Genomic DNA, 15,417 nt, shown 5'->3' with positions numbered 1-15,417 from the left:
ACCCATGCCGCATGACGCCCTGATCATCGGCGGCTCCTACGCCGGTCTGTCAGCCGCCCAGCAGCTGGTTCGCGCCCGTCGCCGGGTGCTGGTCATCGACGACGGCAAGCCCCGCAACCGTTTCGCCGCCCGCGCCCACGGCGTCCTGACCAACGACGGCAAGCCCGGCGCCGAGATCGCCGCCGCCGCCCGGTCCCAGGTCGCCGCCTATCCCACCGCCGCCTTCCGCATGGCCGAGGCGGTCGCGATCGAGCGGATCGACGGCGGCTTCTCGGTCGCCTTCGCCGACGGCACGCGGACCCGTGGCCGCCGGCTTCTGCTGTCGCATGGGGTCGAGGACGTCCTGCCCGATATTCCGGGCGTCAAGGAACGCTGGGGCCGCACGGCCCTGCACTGCCCCTGGTGCCACGGCTATGAGATCGGCGGCGGCCCCATCGGCGTGCTGGGCCGCGGCGACCATGCGGTCCAGTACGCCGCCACCGTGGCGGAGTGGGGCCAGGTGACCCTGTTCATGGGGCTGGAGGTCGGGCTGTCACCGGAGGACGCCCATCTGCTCTACCGGCGCGGCGTCACCATAGAGACCACGCCCATCGCCCGGCTGGAGGGCGAGGCCCCGACGCTGACCGGGGCCCAACTGACCGACGGCCGCTTCGTGGAGCTGAAAGCCATTTTCGTCGGCGCCAGCGTTCGCGTCGCCAGCCCCTTCGCCGAGCGGCTGGGTTGCGAGATGACCGACACGCCGATGGGCCGGGTCATCAAGGTGGACGCCATGCAGGCGACGTCCCAGCCGGGCGTCTTCGCCGCCGGCGACCTGGCGCGCGCCGCGTCCAACATCACCTTGGCGACTTCGGACGGCATGGTCGCCGCTCACGGCCTGTTCCGGTCCTTGGTCGAGGAGGAGACGGCGCGGGCCTAGCCTAGGCGCCTGATCCGACCTAGCCGATCGTCGCCTCGACGGTGATTTCCGCGCGCACCGAATGGGCCATTTCGCAGTGGTCGTGGGCCTGGTGGTGCAGGGCGTCGATCTCGCTCTGATCCGGTTCGCGGCCGGTGAAACTGGTGAAGGGGCGCAGGGTGACCTGGGCGAGATAGCTCTTGCCGTTCTCGTCCTTGCCCATCTTGCCCGAGGCCTCGTCGACATAGGTGTCGACCACCAGGCCGGCGTTGGCGGCGAAGGCCAGGAACCACAGCATGTGGCAGCTGGACAGGGAGGCGATCATAGCCTCTTCCGGATCGACCGCGGCCGGATCGGACATCGGCAAGGGCACGCTGACCGGGGCCGACGACCCCGGCACCACCGCGCCGCCGTCGAAGGTCCAGGAATGGGCGCGGCTGTAGCGCTTGTCGAGGAAGGGCTGGTCGCCCCGGCTCCAGGCGATCTTGGCTTCGTACACGCCCATGGTGGTCTCCCCCGTCAGTCGGCCAGGATCGTATAGACCATCGGCGCCCGAACCTCGAAGCCCAGCGAGCGGTAAAAGGCGATGGTCGCCTCATGATCGGCGAAGGCGTGCAGGAAGGCGGCCTCGCCCGAGGCGTGGATCTCGCCCACCACCGCGCGCGACAGGGCGGCCGCATAGCCCTTGCCGCGATGGTCGGGGTGCGTACAGACCCCGCTCAGTTCGGTGAAGCCGTCCACACGCAGACGGCGCCCGGCCATGGCGACCAGTTCGCCGTCCCGTTTCACCCCGATGAAGGGGCCCAGTTCGCGCGTTCTGGAGCGGAAGGGACCGGGCCGGGTCAGGGTGGCCAGGGCCAGCATGGCCGGAGCGTCGGCCGGGGTCAGGGTCTCGAAGGCGATGGTCGGCGCCTTGCCCGGCGTCAGGGCGAGCGAGGTCATCTGCACCAGGCCGATGCGGCGATCCACGGCGATTCCGTCCGGCAGGACGTCGGCCATGGGGCCGTCGGCGTGCTCGACCAGGCCCGCGCCCGGGTGCAGGCGGGCGAGTTCTGTGAGGCGGGCGCGGCTTTCGCGAGAGGCGTCGGCGGCCGACAGGAAAACCCCGACCTCGGGATCGATGCGCACGGCGCGCGCGTCGGAATCCGGCGTCGTGAACGACGACAGCCGCGTCGTCAGGCCGTTCCAGACGGCGCGGTCGAGGGGATGGCTCATGGTCGCGATTTTAGCCCCGGCGGCGCGGCGGCGGAACAGGTCGCCGCGACGCCGCGTCCGGAAACCGCCAGCGGCCTATCCGCGCCAGAAGCCGACGATCTTCTTGACCTCGTCCACCACCGGATCGGCGATTTCGGCGGCGCGTTCGGCGCCGTCCTTCAGCACGCGGTCGATCTCGGCCGGGTCGTCCATCAGGCGGCGCATCTCGTCCGTGACGGGCGCCAGGGACGCCACGGCCAGATCCGCCAGGGCCGGCTTGAAAGCGCCGAAGCCCTGACCGCCGAACTGTTCGATCACCTGTTCGCGGGTCAGGCCGGCCAGGGCGGCGTAGATGGCGACCAGGTTCTTGGCCTCGGGCCGATCGTTCAGTCCGTCCAGGGTTTCCGGCAGGGGCTCGGGATCGGTCTTGGCCTTGCGGATCTTGGACGCGATCGTGTCGGCGTCGTCGGTCAGGTTGATGCGGCTGTTGTCGGACGGGTCCGACTTGGACATCTTGGCCGCCCCGTCGCGCAGGGACATGACGCGCGTCGCCGGCCCCTGGATGATGGGCTCGGGCACGGGGAAATAGCCGGGGACGCCGAAGTCGTTGTTGAACTTGGCGGCGATGTCGCGGGTCAGTTCCAGATGCTGTTTCTGGTCCTCGCCGACCGGGACCTCGGTCGCCTTGTACAGCAGGATGTCGGCGGCCTGGAGCACGGGATAGGTGTAGAGGCCGACCGAGGCCCGTTCCTTATGCTTGCCCGACTTCTCCTTGAACTGGGTCATCCGGTCCAGCCAGCCCAGGCGGGCGACGCAGTTGAAGATCCAGGCCAGTTCGGCGTGGGCGCGGACGGCGGACTGCGGGAAGATGATCGACTTGGCCGGATCCAGGCCCGAGGCCAGATAGGCGGCGGCGATCTCGCGCGTCTGGGCGGCCAGCTTGTCCGGCTCCTGCCAGACGGTGATGGCGTGCATGTCGGCGACGAAGACGAAGACCGGCGCGCCCTGGTCCTGCAGTTCGACGAACCGCTTCAGCGCGCCCAGATAGTTGCCCAGGTGAAGCGCGCCGGAGGCCTGGATGCCGGACAGGATGCGGCGTGGGCCGGTGTAGAGGGCCGGCGGAGATTGATCGGTCATGGATTCGGGTCTCGAAAAGTCAGGGTCAGGCGTGGCGAAGGGTGCGGCGGTTCAGCCGCGCCATCGCCGGTCGAAGATCGGGCCCGAAAGGATCATGGCTCGCGCTTATCGCCTTGGCGGGGTTCAGTCCAGACCGGACACGGCCGAACCGCCGGGCTCGCGGCGCAGGGTCGCCTTCAGTTCTGACAGGGTGACGGCCCGGAAGGCCAACAGGCAGACGCCATAGACGCCCGCGCCCAGGCCGCAAACCGCCAGGACGGCGATCTCCTTGGCCAGCAGCACCCGGCTGAGCAGTCCATAGTTGATCCCGGCCAGCAGCAGCAGGCCGGCCATGACCGCGCTGGCGGCCAGGACGCGGGCGATGCGCGAGACGAAGGCCGGCGACGGCCGCCAGCTGTTCTCGCGGATCAGCACCCCGGCCAGCAGGCCGACATTGACCCAGGCCGAGACGCTGGTGGCGATGGCCAGACCCAGCACCCCGTCCCAGCCCAGGGCGCGGAACCAGAAGAACAGGCCTGAGCCCAGGATCACGGTGATGATCACGGCGGCGACGGCGAAATACATGGGTCGGCGCGTGTCTTCGCGGGCGAAGAAGGGCGGGGTCAGGACCTTGGCCAGGACGAAGGCCGGCACGCCCCAGGCGAACTGGCGCAGCACGTCGGCGGTGCGGGCGGCGTCGGCGCTGGTGAAGGCGCCGCGCGTCACCGTGGCGTCGATGATGAAGAAGGGAATGACGAACAGGGCGACGGCGGCGGGCAGGGTGAAGGCCATGGCCAGGTTGATCCCGTCGTCCAGCGTCTTCTGCCCGCCCTCGTGGTCGCCGGAGACGAAGGCCCGGGTCAGGCGCGGCACCAGGGCCAGGCCGATGGCCACCCCGACCAGGCCCAGCGGCAGCTGGTACAGGCGGTCGGCGTTGTACAGCACCGAACGCGCCCCGGCGTCCGAGCCGGCCAGCACCTGGGACACGACCGAGTTCACCTGCATGGCCCCCCCGGCCATGGCGCCGGGCACGGCCAGAGCCAGGGCGCGCTTCACGTTCGGGGTCAGGCGCGGCAGGCCCAGCTTCAGCTTCACGCCCAGACGCCGCACGCCCCACCACAGCAGGCCGGCCTGGATGACCCCAGAGACGGTGACCGCCGCGCTGGTGGCCAGCAAAACCGCGGCGGGCGAGACCGGCAACAAGAAGCCGCCCAACAGCGGCGCCAGGGTGCAGAGATTCAGAAAGACCGGCACAGCCGCCGACAGGGCGAACCGGCCGCCGGTGTTCAGCACCCCCGACAGCAGCGAGGCGATGGTCATGCAGGCCAGATAGGGCATGGCCAACTGTGTGGCGATCACCCCGACGCGCATCACCTCGGCGTCGTCCTTCCAGGCCGACAGCAGCAGGGGCACGATCCACGGCATGGCGACCTGCAGCAGGATGCAGAAGGCCGCGACCACGGCGAACATGAAGGACATGGCCTCCGACGCCGTCACCGCAGCCGCCTCGTCGCCCTCGCGCGTCTTGACCCCGCCATAGACCGGCACGAAGGCCTGGGCGAAGGCGCCCTCGGCGAACAGGCGGCGGAACATGTTGGGCAGCATCAGGGCCGTGGACCAGACGTCCATCAGCGCCCCCTGGCCGAAGTTCGCCGACAGGGCCAGGTCGCGGGCGAAACCGAGCAGGCGGCTGCCGAGCGTTAGGGTCGACTGCACCAGGGTATTGCGGGCGAGGCTCATGCGGACATTCGACAGGGCGCGGAGGAAGACTTTCGCTTAGCGCGCTTGCTCGCCGGGGGATACGGGCTTAGCGCGCGGGCTGCGGCGGCCCAGGTCCGAGACGTCGCGGGCGCTGGCGCGGGCCGAGGCCACCTTGCGGCCTGCGGGGGCCGGGGCGCGGCTGTCCAGCACCGCCTCCAGCGCGGTGCGCAGTTCGGCGATCCGCTGTTCCGAGGTGATCTTTCGACCCTTGCCATCCACCACATAGAAGCTGTCCACCGCCCGCTCGCCATAGGAGGCGACGTGGGCGGAGCGGATGTTCAGGCCTTCGTCGTTGAACACGCGCGACAGGGCCGCCAGCAGGCCGGGCCGGTCCGCGCAGGACACTTCGACCACGGTGGCGACCTCGCTGGCGTGGTGATCGACCATGACCACGGGCCGAACCTCGAAGGCCGCTTTTCGGGCGTTGCCGGTCGGGTCGGGCGCCTGGCCGATGCGACCGTCGCCGCGCGCGGCCTTTTCCAGCGCCTCGACCAGGGCGGTGAGGCGACGCGGTTCGGCTTGGCCATAGGGCAGACCCGCCCCGTCCTGAACGCGAAACACATCCAACACCACGCCGTCCAGCGTCGCCACCCGCGCGTCGGTCACGTCGGCGCCCAGGGCGGCCATGGTCTGGGCCAGATCCGCGAACAGGCCCGGCCGGTCGGCGGCGGCGATGGAGATTTCGGTGGTCTGGACAGCCAGCCCCGCGACGGGGGCGGTCGGCGCGGCCTCGGCGGCGGAGCCTGTCTGACGCGCACGCTCGACCAGGGCCGGGTGCTCCGCCAGCGGGTCTTCACGCGCCACGTCCTCGCCCCGGAAAAGACCGGCGACCTGGTTGTAGAGGGTGCGCATCAGCTGACCCTTCCAGCCGTTCCAGACGCCCGGCCCTACGGCGCGGATGTCGGCGACGGTCAGCACTAGCAGCATCCGCAACCGTTCGGGATCGCCCACCAGCTCGGCGAAGGCGCGGATGGTGGCGGGGTCCGACAGGTCGCGCTTCTGGGCATAGTCGGACAGCGCCAGATGGCTTCGCACCAACCAGACGACCAGTTCGATACGGCGCGGATCGACGCCCAGCCGTTCGCAGGCCCGGCGTGCGGCGATGGCGCCGTCCTCCAGCTGTCCCCGCTCGCCGCCCTTGCCCACGTCGTGCAGCAGCATGCCCAGCATCAGGGCTTCCATGTCCGAGATCAGCTGGACGATCTCGGTGGCCAGCGGGTGGTCGTCCTTCAGCTTGCCGCGCGCGATGTCGTTGATGATGCCGATGGCCTGCAGCGTATGCTCGTCCACCGTATAGGCGTGGTACATGTTGAACTGGGTCTGGCCGACGATCCGCCCCCATTCGGGCAGGAACCGGCCCAGCAGGCCCGTCTCGTTCATGATGGTCAGGACGCGATAGGGCCGCTGGCCGTGGGCCAGAATGTCCAGAAAGGCCCGCGTCGCCGCCGGATCGCGCCTCAGCCGGGGCGTCACCAGAGACAGCGACCGGGTCACGGCCGAAAAGGCGTCGGGGTGCAGGTCCAGATCGTGACGATCCGCACAGACGAACAGGGTCAGCAGCTTGACCGGATCGGCGGCGAACACTTCCGGCCCTTCGACCGACAGTCTGCCCTGATCGACCCAGAAACCCTCGACCTCCATCTTGCGGCGGGCGGGCCGGAACGGGGTCATCAGCCGCGAGAGACCCTGCGCCGTCTTCTGGTGCCGCGCCTCCAGCTTGGCCGACATGGCGCGGGTCAGGGCGCCGACGTCGCGCGCGACCAGGAAATAGCGGCGCATGAACCGTTCGACCGCCGGCTCGTCGCCCCGCCCCTGCCAGCCCATGCGTCGGGCCACCTCGGGCTGCATATCGAAGGTCAACTTCTCCTCGGCCCGTCCCGCGATCAGGTGCAGATGGATCCGCACACGCCACAGGAAGTCGAAGGCGTCGTCGGAGGCGCGACGTTCGCGCGAGGTGAACATTTCGTCCATCACCGTCGCGCCCAGCCGGCTGTCGGGCGCCAGGGATCGGGCGATCCAGTACAGGGTGTTCAGGTCGCGAAGCCCGCCCTTGCCGTCCTTGACGTTGGGCTCGACCTTGTAGCGGGTTACGCCCGCTTTCTGGTGCCGGACGGCCCGCTCTTCCAGCTTGGCGGCGATGAAGGGTCGCGGGTCGGACTTGGAGACCATGTCGCGGAACCGGCCGATCATCAGGTCCGACAGCCGTTCGTCCCCCGCCAGATGCCGTGCCTCCAGCAGTGTGGTCCGCACCGTCATGTCGGTGCGCGACAGGATCAGGCATTCCTCGACCGAGCGCACCGCCGGTCCGACCTTGATGCCCAGGTCCCACAGCACATAGAGGACGAACTGGATGACGCTCTCCCCGCGCGGCGTGGCCTTGGCGGGACGCAGGAACAGCAGGTCCAGATCGGAAAAGGGCGCGAGCACGCCCCGGCCGTAACCTCCGACCGCCACCAGAGACAGCCGTTCGCTCTCGACGGCGGAGACGGGGAACAGGACCTGGGTGGCGACCCGCCACAGGCTCGCCAGCATGTCGTCGGCGGCCGTGGCGTAGAGGCGGGCGACATCGCGCCCCTTCATGCCCCCATCCAGCTTGCGCTCGGCGCGGGCGCGGGCGGCGTCATAGGTCTCGCGCAGAACGACAGAGACCGCCGCGCGCGGATCTCCCGCGCGGGCGGCCTCGTCAAGGCGGTCATCCAGACTGGGCGAAACGGTCATGTCAGCCACCTATAGGCCGCATCCCCCTTCGCGTCAGTGGAGGATTACTCGGGGCGAACGCGCTTCTTGCGGAACGACGGGTTCAGCGTCTGCTTGCGCAGGCGGATGGACTTCGGCGTCACCTCGACCAACTCATCGTCGTCGATATAGGCGATGGCCTGTTCCAGCGACATCTGGCGCGGCGGGGTCAGGCGAACGGCCTCGTCCTTGCCAGAGGCGCGGACGTTGGTCAGTTGCTTGCCCTTGATCGGGTTGACGTCCAGATCATCCCAGCGCGCGTTCTCGCCGATGATCATGCCTTGATAGGTCTTCTCGCCGGCGCCGACGAACATGACGCCGCGATCTTCCAGGTTCCACAGGGCGAAGGCCGCTGTGTCGCCGTCCGAGTTCGAGATCAGCACGCCCTTCAGACGGCCGGCGATCGCGCCCTTGTATTCTTCGTAGTGGCTGAAGACCCGGTTCAGAACGCCCGAACCGCGCGTGTCGGTCAGGAACTCGCCCTGATAGCCGATCAGCGAGCGCGACGGGCATTTCAGGCTGATGCGGGTCTTGCCGGCGCCCGACGGCCCCATGTCGGTCATTTCGGCCTTACGGGCCGACAGCTTCTCGATCACGATGCCCGAGAACTCGTCGTCGACGTCGATCATGACGTCCTCGATCGGCTCCATCTTCTCGCCGTTCGGGCCTTCCTGGAAGACCACGCGCGGACGCGAGATCGAGACCTCGAAGCCTTCGCGGCGCATGTTCTCGATCAGAACGCCAAGCTGCAGTTCGCCACGGCCGGCGACCTCATAGGCGTCGCCGCCTTCGGTCGTGGTGACGCGGATGGCGACGTTGGCCTCGGCTTCTTTCAGAAGGCGGTCGCGGATGACGCGCGACTGGACCTTGTCGCCTTCGCGACCGGCCAGGGGGCTGTCGTTGACCGAGACGGTCATGGAGATGGTCGGCGGATCGATCGGCTGGGCGGGAAGCGCGTCGGTCACTTCCATGGCGCACAGGGTGTCGGCCACGGTCGCCTTCGACATGCCGGCGATGGCGACGATGTCGCCCGCTTCCGAACCCTCGTCCAGGGCCTGACGCTTCAGGCCGCGGAAGGCCAGCACCTTGGTGATGCGGCCGCGCTCGATTTCCTTGCCTTCACGGTCCAGGGCGTGGATCGCCATGCCGGGAACGGCCTTGCCGCTCTCGATCCGGCCGGTCAGGATCCGGCCCAGGAAGGGGTCGGACTCGATCAGCACGTTCAGCATCTGGAACGGCTTGTCGCGGTTGTCCTGCACCTTGGGCGCGGGGACGTGGTCGACGATCAGGTCGAACAGCGGGGCCAGGTTGTCGTTCGGGACGTTCAGATCCATCGTCGCCCAGCCGTTGCGGCCCGAGGCGTAGATGTGGGGGAAGTCCAACTGCTCATCCGTCGCGCCGATGGCGGCGAACAGGTCGAAGGCCTCGTTGTGGACACGGTCGGGATCGGCGTGGGCGCGGTCGACCTTGTTGATGCACAGGATGGGCTTCAGACCCATCTTCAGCGCCTTGGTCAGCACGAACTTGGTCTGGGGCATGACGCCCTCTTCGGCGTCGACCAGGATGACGCAGCCGTCCACCATGCCCAGGATGCGTTCGACCTCGCCCCCGAAGTCGGCGTGGCCGGGGGTGTCGATGATGTTGATGCGGGTTTCACCGGCCTTGCCGTTCCAGAGCACCGAGGTGCACTTGGCCAGAATGGTGATGCCGCGCTCTTTTTCCTGGTCGTTGGAGTCCATCGCGCGCTCGGTCTGCGCCTCGTTGGCTCGGAAGACGCCGGACTGGGCGAGCAGTTGGTCCACCAGGGTCGTCTTACCGTGGTCGACGTGGGCGATGATGGCGACGTTGCGCAGGTTCATTTGATAATCGCGAAAAGGCGCGGCCGGCATACGGGCGGCCGCTGGTCATGAAAAGGCATGCGGGAGGCGCGCGCCTCTTACAGGCATGTGGACAGAAACACCAGAGCGGGCGTTCACAGCTGTGATTGCCGGCTTACCGATATTTCATCTGCTCAGCCGCATCTGATGACATCCGCCATCGTCTCTTCTGCATGAAAAGCCTGATCCAGGCTCGGTTTCAAAGCGGAGATGATGATGTTGGGACTTATGCTTTCGGCTGCGCTGCTCGCTGGCGACGCGCCGGATATGCGCGTCGATGCTCAGGGTCTGCACATGGCTCGACCGGGCGAAGCCTTGATCCTTGCGGGGCGTATCCGGGTGGCCAGCCATGAATGGTGCGCTGCGCATCGCGCCGTCCTGACGCCTGACTCCGTGGGCGATCCGCTGGTCTGCGAACGCGAGATGAGACGCCGGGCCTACAACGCCCTGCCGCAGCCCCACCGCACGAACTTTGTGAGAGCGGGTGGGCAGACCGCCCTCAACCGGCCCTAGAGCAGTCTCGTCATATAGCGCGCGTCGGACCCGTAGCTGGCCAGTTTCGCCGCCATCCCTTCGGCCGCCTCCTCCACGAAACCGTGCCGGGCCCAGAAGCGGACCGCGTCGTTGACCGCGACCAGGGCGATGGCGGGCCAGCCGTCCTCGGTCGCCTGTTCCGCCAGACGCCCGACGATCGCGCCGGTGACCCCGCCGCCTCTCGCCTGGGGATGCAGGGCCAGGTCGTGCAGATAGATCAGGGCCGGTTCGGCGGGCAGGCCCTCGATCACCGTGTTCAGCGGCGGCGCGCTCTCGGCCTTCCACGGATAGGCGATCAGATAGCCTTTGGGCGCAGCGTCGCCCTCCGCCAGCACGAAACAGCCGCGCGGATACAGCGCCAGCCGGTTCTGGAAACAGGCGCGATCCTCGAAATGGTCGGGGAAGGACAGGCGGGCGACCTCGACCACCGCAGCAATGTCGTCAGGCCGCATGGGCCGCCAGTCTAGCCCGGCTGTGGGCTGGGGCAGCGCGCGTTCAGTTCCGTCTTCTGGAAGCGCCATCGGATGATCCTTTCCTGACCGTCCATCACGCCTTCGATCCGGGCGTTCAGGACATCGCCCTCGCGTTCATAGACGACGCGCTTGGGAAAGTCGTCGTCGGCGGCCTGTTCGAAAACGACGCGGCTCGGACCGGCGTCGATCACTGGAAACACGGTGACGGCCTGGCCTTCCGGGTGGGCGAAATAGGCCAGGCGCGCGGCCGGGGTCGGATCGAGGGGGCCGATGCGGGACAGTTCCCACCCCGCCCGGCCGTCGCGCACCGTCAACGAGGTTCCCAGCATCAGGCCCAGACGGGGATCGCTCCAGGTCTCGCCGACCTCGCGTCCGCCCTCGCACGATAGCCAGTAGCCGGACATCCAGCCCAGGTCGGGTCGCAGGTCCGCGTGAAGCGCAGCGGCGAATAGCAGCGGGGTCAGCATCGTCGTCTTCCCTCTCCGGTCGATGCGTCCAGACTAGGCGGGGTGCGGTTCCGACGGCTTGTAGGTTTGCGACGCGATGGCGCGGGCCAGTTCATGCTGCTCGTGCGCCCATTCGGTGGCGGTGCAGCCCAGGAAGCGGCGGAAATCGCGCGCCATCTGCGGTTGGTCGAAATAGCCGGCCTCCAGCCCGGCCGCGAGCCAGCTCTCGGCCCTGTCCGGGTCGGCGGCATGATCGAACACCCGCCGAAACCGAAAGATCGAACGCAGCAGGCGCGGCGACACCCCGACCCGATCCGCGAACCGGCGCTGAAGGGCGCGTTGCTCGGACGGCGATCGTGCCGGCGCCGGGCGATCAAGGGCGGCAACCTCGATCTCCGCGCGTATCAACGGATCGATGGTCCAGTCCGCGCCACGCCTCTGCGCGTCCAGCCAGCGGGCTATGGCCGCGACCTGCCCCGTCGGATCCCCGGCCGGAGCGACGAACCCGGCCAGGCGCTCGACCATGTCCAGCCGCCGGTCGGTCGCCTCGCTCAGCGGCCGCCCCAGAAAGCCCCGCGCGCCGTCAGGCTCGAACCGAATGGCGACCAGTTCGGTCGGACCGGTCGGCCGCATGACCAGGGGCTGGGTCATCTGCCCCGCGAACAGGGCCGAGGGCTGCAGGCGGAATTCGCCATCGTCGCCCCGTTCCGCATAGGGGGTGCCCAGGTCGAAGATCAGCTCGGGACAGCCATCGGGCGCAATGCGTTGGATGGTCGGCGAGGGATCGGGTGCGGCATAGGTCCAGATCACGCGGACGAAGGGCCGCAAGGCCGGCGGCGGCGCGAACTCATGATACCGTTCCTCCCCCGAGGCCACCTCAGTTGACCTTGGACGGGTCCGGCGGGGCGTCGGGCATGGCCGAGACCGGCACGCCGTCGTCCTTTAGCTTCTTCACCTCGGCGGGCGTCGCCTCGCCATAGATTTCGCGCTTCTCGGACTTCCCCTCGTGAATGTCGCGAGCCTCGCGGGCGAACGCATCGCCGACGTAGTCGAAGTTGGCCTCGACATGGGCTCGGACCTCGCGGGCCGCAGCCATCATCACGCTCTGCATCTTTGCGGCGATGTCCGAGGCCGGTTCGGTTTTGCGCGTCCCGCCGACGGCCGGCGCCATGATCGCCTTCTGAACCGAGTGCGAGCCGCAGAACGGGCATTCCACCAGGCCGCGCCCCGCCTGGTCGTCAAAGTCGGACGAGGAACCGAACCAGGCCTCGAAGTCGTGGGCCTGGTCGCATTTCAGGGCGTAGCGGATCATGGGACAATCAAACGGCGGGCAGGAAATCGCGATCGTGGGTCAGTGCGGGCACCGCCGCACGCGCGCGGGCCACCGCCTCCATGTCCAGCTTCGCCGTCACGATGCAAGGCTCGTCGTGATCCGCCTTGGCGATGATTTCGCCCCAGGGTCCGACGACGGTGGACCGCCCCCATGTGCGGCGCCCGTCCTCGTGCAGGCCGCCTTGCGCCGGCGCCAGGACGAAGGCGCCCGTCTCGATGGCGCGAGCGCGCAGCAGGATCTCCCAGTGCGCTTCGCCCGTCGGGGCGGTGAAGGCGGCCGGAACGGCGATCATCGCCGCCCCCGCCTTGGCCAGCTGGCGATGCAGATGGGGAAAGCGGATGTCGTAGCAGATGGTCAGCCCCAGCCGGCCCCAGGGCGTGTCCGCGATCGCCGCTCCGTCGCCCGGCCGCACCGTGGCGCTCTCGCGGTAGGTCTCGCCATTCGGCAGGTTCACGTCGAAGACATGCAGCTTGTCGTAGCGGGCGACGATCCCCCCTGAGGCATCGATCAGCAGCGACCGATTGGCGGCGCGGCCGTCTCCGGCATGACCGGACCGCACGATGGCCGATCCGATCAAAAGCCAGACGCCCAGTTCAGCCGCCAGACGGCGCAGACCCAGCACGGCGACATCGGCATCCTCCGTCGTGATGGCGGCGTCGCGACGGTCGCGACGTTGTTCCAGGACATTGGTCCCTTCCGGCGTCAGGACGAACTTCGCCCCACCGGCCGCCGCCTCGCGGATCAGGGGCTCGACATGGGCCAGCGCCGCCTCAGCCGTCGCCGGCGTGCGGGTCTGGATCAGGGCGATGTCGAGCCCGCCGCTCATTGGATCAGGCCGCCAGAAGCGCGTCGAGCTTGCCGTCGCGATCCAGGGCGTGGACGTCGTCGGAACCGCCGACGTGCTGGCCGCCGATGAAGACCTGCGGGAATGTCATGCGGCCGCCGGACTTCTCGACCATCTCGGCCTTCTTGGCGGGATCGTTCGAGGCGACGATCTCGGTGTAGTCGACGCCCTTCTTCTTCAGAAGCGCCATGGCGCTGTAGCAATAGGGGCAGCCGGGCTTGGTGTAGATGACGACGTCGGCCAAATCAGGTCTCCAGAACAGTATGTCCCTCAAGCAGCGAGCCGCCGCGCGGGGAGCGATAGGGGTTACATAGTCAGTTCACGGGCGTTTCGCACCCGCGCGATGACGGCCAGGTCCACGCCGCGCGCTCCGGCGTCGAGCAGGGCGCGCGCGCAGGCCTCTCCGGTCGCGCCCGTGGTCAACACGTCGTCGATCAGAAGGATGCGCCGTCCCCGGATCCGACGCCGCCCGGTCTCGGTTACGGCGAAGGCCTTCTTGACGTTCAGACGCCGCCCGCGTTGGCTCTTGCCGCCCTGGCTGGTGGTGTGGGTCGTGCGGACCAGGGCGTCGGGCAGATAGTCGCGGCCTGCGTCGCGGGCCAGCGGTCGGGCGATCTCGGCGGCCTGATTGAAGCGGCGCGACAGCAGGCGAAAGGGATGCAACGGGACGGGCACGACCGCATCCGCCTTTTCGACCAGATCGGCGGCGGACCGGCCGATCCAGCGGGCGAACAGGGGCGCGAACTGCTGCTGATCCCCGTGCTTGAACCGCAGGATCAGCCCTCGCGACGCCTCGTCATACAGACAGGCCGCTCGCGCCCGCTGAAAAGCATAGGGCTGGGCGATGCAGGCGGTGCAGCGGTCCTCGGCGAAGACGCCGCCGTCATATTCGAACGCCGCCCCGCAGCCGTCGCAGACCGGAGCCTCCAGAAACCGGATGCGGCTCCAGGCGTCGGGCGTCAGGCCTGCGGCGGCCGTCGCCTCGCGGCTGTCGTGCGCCATCGGCGGCAGGATCAGGTCCGCCAAGCCGCGTGCCGCCCCCCGCAACTGTCGCCCCGCCCCTTCCCAGGCGCGTCGCCAGCCCCCATCCTGTGCATCCATGATCGTCCCCCCATCCTCGTCCGAAGGCCCCCCGCGCATCTTCGACGCAGCCCGGCGTCAGGCGCGGCTGGCGCGATCCGCCGCCCGGTTCGACAAGGCCGACTTCCTGCACGCCCGCGCCGCCGCCAACGCCGCCGAGAGCCTGGAAGCCATCTTGCGCGATTTTCCCGTTGCGGTCGATCTGTCTGCCCACCCAGGGGTGTTCGAACGTGCGGTTCGGTCCAGCGACGCCGCCGGCCGCGTGGGTCAAATCCAGACGCCCCTGTCCCTGACGCAGCGCGCGGCCCCGGGCGCGGAGGGCCTGCCGCTGGCGGATGGATCGGCCGATCTGATCGTGTCGCTCCTGACCCTGCACTGGGCCAACGACCTGCCCGGCACCCTGGCCCAGATCAGGCGCGCGTTGAAGCCGGATGGTCTGTTCATCGGCACCTTGTTCGGCGCGGGCACCCTGAAGGAACTTCGGGCGGTCCTGACCGAGGTCGAGCTGGAGGAGCGCGGCGGGGCTCAAGCGCGCGTGTCGCCCTTCGCCGACGGCTATGACGGCGCGGCCTTGTTGCAGCGGGCGGGATTCGCCCTGCCTGTGTCAGACGTGGATCGCTTCACGGTCCGCTATGCCGACCTGTTCGCCCTGATCCGCGACCTGCGCGCTATGGGCGAGACCAATGTCTTGCACGGTTCGGTCCGGCCGCTGAACCGCCGCATCGTCGCCCGCACCGCCACTTTGTACGCCGAACGCCACGCCCAGGCCGACGGTCGCATCCCGGCGACGTTCGAGATCATTCATCTGGCCGGCTGGAAACCGCACGAGAGCCAGCAGAAGCCCCTGCCGCGCGGATCGGCCAAGACGCGGCTTGCCGATGTGCTGGGCGTAAAGGAAATGACCGGCGAAGAGTCGGACTAGCCGCCGATGGCGGCCTTTATGGCGGTGGTCAGCCTGTCCACCGTTACGGCGAAGCCGCCCGTGTTGCTGTTGCCCAAAGCAGCGATCGAGGTGACGATCGCCAGGAAGATCAGGGCGCAGATCAGGCCGTATTCGATGGCGGTGGCCCCGCCGTCGTCACGCAGGAACCGGCCGATAAGACGTCTCATGGCCGGCCTCCCTGGTCG

Annotated in this window: 17 protein-coding genes; 3 read left to right on the top strand and 14 right to left on the bottom strand. The window is 68.8% G+C overall.

The genetic code is table 11. The features are described 5' to 3' along the window. Positions 1–4: 4 nt before the first annotated feature. Positions 5–916 carry an NAD(P)/FAD-dependent oxidoreductase gene (locus tag ACP7BH_RS16765; RefSeq protein WP_425987000.1) on the top strand — a complete coding sequence of 304 codons (912 nt, stop codon included), beginning with the start codon at positions 5–7 and terminating at the stop codon, positions 914–916. Positions 917–935: 19 nt separating this feature from the next. On the opposite strand, the gene ACP7BH_RS16760 is transcribed toward ACP7BH_RS16765, so the two are convergent. From ACP7BH_RS16760 to typA, 6 genes are all read right to left on the bottom strand, one after another. Further along, positions 936–1,400: an OsmC family protein gene (locus tag ACP7BH_RS16760; RefSeq protein WP_425986999.1), complete on the bottom strand. Its 465-nt coding sequence runs from the start codon at positions 1,398–1,400 to the stop codon at positions 936–938. Positions 1,401–1,414: 14 nt separating this feature from the next. Beyond that, positions 1,415–2,110: a GNAT family N-acetyltransferase gene (locus ACP7BH_RS16755; RefSeq protein WP_425986998.1), complete on the bottom strand. Its 696-nt coding sequence runs from the start codon at positions 2,108–2,110 to the stop codon at positions 1,415–1,417. Between the two features lie 75 nt (positions 2,111–2,185). After that, the gene (trpS, locus tag ACP7BH_RS16750) at positions 2,186–3,226 is read right to left on the bottom strand and encodes a tryptophan--tRNA ligase (protein ID WP_425986997.1); all 1,041 of its coding nucleotides are present in this window, start codon (positions 3,224–3,226) and stop codon (positions 2,186–2,188) included. 123 nt (positions 3,227–3,349) lie between these two features. After that, positions 3,350–4,945, bottom strand: a complete 1,596-nt coding sequence (gene murJ / locus ACP7BH_RS16745; protein ID WP_425986996.1) for a murein biosynthesis integral membrane protein MurJ — start codon at positions 4,943–4,945, stop codon at positions 3,350–3,352. Positions 4,946–4,981: 36 nt separating this feature from the next. After that, entirely contained in the window at positions 4,982–7,684 is a 2,703-nt protein-coding gene (glnD, locus tag ACP7BH_RS16740; protein WP_425986994.1) for a [protein-PII] uridylyltransferase, read from the bottom strand. Between the two features lie 44 nt (positions 7,685–7,728). Beyond that, positions 7,729–9,561 (bottom strand): translational GTPase TypA, encoded by a 1,833-nt coding sequence (gene typA, locus ACP7BH_RS16735; protein WP_135194301.1) that lies wholly within the window; start codon positions 9,559–9,561, stop codon positions 7,729–7,731. 234 nt (positions 9,562–9,795) lie between these two features. On the opposite strand from typA, the gene ACP7BH_RS16730 reads away from it, so the two are divergent. Continuing rightward, positions 9,796–10,092, top strand: coding sequence for a hypothetical protein (locus ACP7BH_RS16730; protein ID WP_425986993.1), 297 nt, complete (start codon positions 9,796–9,798; stop codon positions 10,090–10,092). On the opposite strand, the gene ACP7BH_RS16725 is transcribed toward ACP7BH_RS16730, so the two are convergent. The 7 genes from ACP7BH_RS16725 to ACP7BH_RS16695 all read right to left on the bottom strand — a co-directional run bounded on the left by ACP7BH_RS16725 (position 10,089) and on the right by ACP7BH_RS16695 (position 14,310). Next, positions 10,089–10,565: a GNAT family N-acetyltransferase gene (locus ACP7BH_RS16725; RefSeq protein ID WP_425986992.1), complete on the bottom strand. Its 477-nt coding sequence runs from the start codon at positions 10,563–10,565 to the stop codon at positions 10,089–10,091. The genes ACP7BH_RS16730 and ACP7BH_RS16725 overlap by 4 nt on opposite strands. Before the next feature lie 11 nt (positions 10,566–10,576). Continuing rightward, complete coding sequence (locus tag ACP7BH_RS16720) at positions 10,577–11,053, bottom strand: DUF6265 family protein (protein ID WP_425986990.1); 477 nt, start codon at positions 11,051–11,053, stop codon at positions 10,577–10,579. Positions 11,054–11,086: 33 nt separating this feature from the next. Continuing rightward, entirely contained in the window at positions 11,087–11,908 is an 822-nt protein-coding gene (locus ACP7BH_RS16715; protein ID WP_425986988.1) for a DUF6597 domain-containing transcriptional factor, read from the bottom strand. Position 11,909: 1 nt separating this feature from the next. Then, complete coding sequence (locus tag ACP7BH_RS16710) at positions 11,910–12,344, bottom strand: DUF1178 family protein (protein WP_425986987.1); 435 nt, start codon at positions 12,342–12,344, stop codon at positions 11,910–11,912. A 7-nt stretch (positions 12,345–12,351) separates the two neighbouring features. Further along, positions 12,352–13,191: a carbon-nitrogen hydrolase family protein gene (locus ACP7BH_RS16705; protein WP_425986985.1), complete on the bottom strand. Its 840-nt coding sequence runs from the start codon at positions 13,189–13,191 to the stop codon at positions 12,352–12,354. A gap of 4 nt (positions 13,192–13,195) precedes the next feature. Continuing rightward, complete coding sequence (grxC, locus tag ACP7BH_RS16700) at positions 13,196–13,453, bottom strand: glutaredoxin 3 (protein WP_409717067.1); 258 nt, start codon at positions 13,451–13,453, stop codon at positions 13,196–13,198. Between the two features lie 62 nt (positions 13,454–13,515). Further along, the gene (locus tag ACP7BH_RS16695) at positions 13,516–14,310 is read right to left on the bottom strand and encodes a ComF family protein (protein WP_425986984.1); all 795 of its coding nucleotides are present in this window, start codon (positions 14,308–14,310) and stop codon (positions 13,516–13,518) included. On the opposite strand from ACP7BH_RS16695, the gene ACP7BH_RS16690 reads away from it, so the two are divergent. After that, positions 14,309–15,211: a methyltransferase domain-containing protein gene (locus tag ACP7BH_RS16690; protein ID WP_425986983.1), complete on the top strand. Its 903-nt coding sequence runs from the start codon at positions 14,309–14,311 to the stop codon at positions 15,209–15,211. The two genes, ACP7BH_RS16695 and ACP7BH_RS16690, sit on opposite strands and share 2 nt — an antisense overlap. Here ACP7BH_RS16690 and ACP7BH_RS16685 read toward each other — a convergent pair. Further along, a complete protein-coding gene (locus tag ACP7BH_RS16685) occupies positions 15,208–15,399 on the bottom strand; it encodes a Flp family type IVb pilin (protein ID WP_425986982.1) in 192 nt (63 codons plus the stop codon). The genes ACP7BH_RS16690 and ACP7BH_RS16685 overlap by 4 nt on opposite strands. Between the last annotated feature and the right edge of the window lie 18 nt (positions 15,400–15,417).

Origin of the sequence: Brevundimonas sp. TWP2-1, assembly GCF_049897645.1 — a bacterium.
In the GTDB taxonomy this organism is placed as follows: domain Bacteria; phylum Pseudomonadota; class Alphaproteobacteria; order Caulobacterales; family Caulobacteraceae; genus Brevundimonas.
Note: the sequence above shows the minus strand (reverse complement) of the source record. Positions and strands in the feature narration are given on the sequence as shown.

Excerpts from the sequence above, each read along its gene's own strand:
- ACP7BH_RS16695 (WP_425986984.1), bottom strand. The coding sequence starts at position 14,310 with ATGGATGCACAGGATGGGGGCTGGCGACGCGCCTGGGAAGGGGCGGGG.
- ACP7BH_RS16720 (WP_425986990.1), bottom strand. The coding sequence starts at position 11,053 with ATGCTGACCCCGCTGCTATTCGCCGCTGCGCTTCACGCGGACCTGCGA.
- typA (WP_135194301.1), bottom strand. The coding sequence starts at position 9,561 with ATGAACCTGCGCAACGTCGCCATCATCGCCCACGTCGACCACGGTAAG.
- trpS (WP_425986997.1), bottom strand. The coding sequence starts at position 3,226 with ATGACCGATCAATCTCCGCCGGCCCTCTACACCGGCCCACGCCGCATC.
- murJ (WP_425986996.1), bottom strand. The coding sequence starts at position 4,945 with ATGAGCCTCGCCCGCAATACCCTGGTGCAGTCGACCCTAACGCTCGGC.
- glnD (WP_425986994.1), bottom strand. The coding sequence starts at position 7,684 with ATGACCGTTTCGCCCAGTCTGGATGACCGCCTTGACGAGGCCGCCCGC.
- ACP7BH_RS16690 (WP_425986983.1), top strand. The coding sequence starts at position 14,309 with ATGATCGTCCCCCCATCCTCGTCCGAAGGCCCCCCGCGCATCTTCGAC.
- ACP7BH_RS16725 (WP_425986992.1), bottom strand. The coding sequence starts at position 10,565 with ATGCGGCCTGACGACATTGCTGCGGTGGTCGAGGTCGCCCGCCTGTCC.
- ACP7BH_RS16760 (WP_425986999.1), bottom strand. The coding sequence starts at position 1,400 with ATGGGCGTGTACGAAGCCAAGATCGCCTGGAGCCGGGGCGACCAGCCC.
- ACP7BH_RS16705 (WP_425986985.1), bottom strand. The coding sequence starts at position 13,191 with ATGAGCGGCGGGCTCGACATCGCCCTGATCCAGACCCGCACGCCGGCG.
- ACP7BH_RS16765 (WP_425987000.1), top strand. The coding sequence starts at position 5 with ATGCCGCATGACGCCCTGATCATCGGCGGCTCCTACGCCGGTCTGTCA.
- ACP7BH_RS16710 (WP_425986987.1), bottom strand. The coding sequence starts at position 12,344 with ATGATCCGCTACGCCCTGAAATGCGACCAGGCCCACGACTTCGAGGCC.
- ACP7BH_RS16685 (WP_425986982.1), bottom strand. The coding sequence starts at position 15,399 with ATGAGACGTCTTATCGGCCGGTTCCTGCGTGACGACGGCGGGGCCACC.
- ACP7BH_RS16730 (WP_425986993.1), top strand. The coding sequence starts at position 9,796 with ATGTTGGGACTTATGCTTTCGGCTGCGCTGCTCGCTGGCGACGCGCCG.
- ACP7BH_RS16755 (WP_425986998.1), bottom strand. The coding sequence starts at position 2,110 with ATGAGCCATCCCCTCGACCGCGCCGTCTGGAACGGCCTGACGACGCGG.